We start from the raw sequence: 617 nt of genomic DNA on the forward strand, positions 1-617 counted from the left end.
GCTGTTTTTTATTGAAGGACCTTCAGTGAGACATTCAGACTGTGGTGGACATTTGTGATGAAACAAGGATTATCTTTATTTTAAAAACAGTTTCCGGAGGTGGTTTTGATACAGAAAGTGATGGATAAGCAGACGGTCCAGGACTGTTTGATTACARCAGGGCTTACATGTTATCACTAAACATGGAGACTAGCCTACAGATTAAACCAGTTCTTCAGCTCCTTCCACTTCTCCTCCAGGGTGGATCGCAGGTCTTCAGCTTTGATCCGAATCTTGTCCATCATGTTCTCCGCCTGCGACTTCAGCAGATCATTCAGGGTGGTGATCTTGGCCTGGGCGTTGTCACGCACGTGAGCAAAATAGGGGTCTAAACGTGTCTTCATGTCGTCCATGTTGTTTGAGGTGCGGGTTTGAAGCTCCTCAAAGAAGTCAGTAACAACTCTCTTGATGTCCTGCGTGTCCTTGTTGAGGCGTTTCTTCAGCTTGCGGGTGTAGGCGGACATCCTGACGCTGACGTCGTCGGCGTTCTTCTCCATCGTGGTCTGCAGCTCCTGGGCGTACTTCTCCATTTGCTCCCTGGCCTGGCTCATGTGATCGCCCAGTCTGTTGAACAGCTC

General features: G+C 48.9%; 1 protein-coding gene. It reads right to left on the reverse strand.

Translation table 11 applies throughout. The features are described from left to right. Positions 1 to 194: 194 nt before the first annotated feature. Positions 195 to 617 (reverse strand): hypothetical protein (locus tag EAH75_RS19545; RefSeq protein WP_140806575.1); only part of this gene is annotated, 423 nt, incomplete at its 5' end.

The organism is Rhodanobacter glycinis (assembly GCF_006438785.1).
Taxonomy (GTDB): domain Bacteria; phylum Pseudomonadota; class Gammaproteobacteria; order Xanthomonadales; family Rhodanobacteraceae; genus Rhodanobacter; species Rhodanobacter glycinis_A.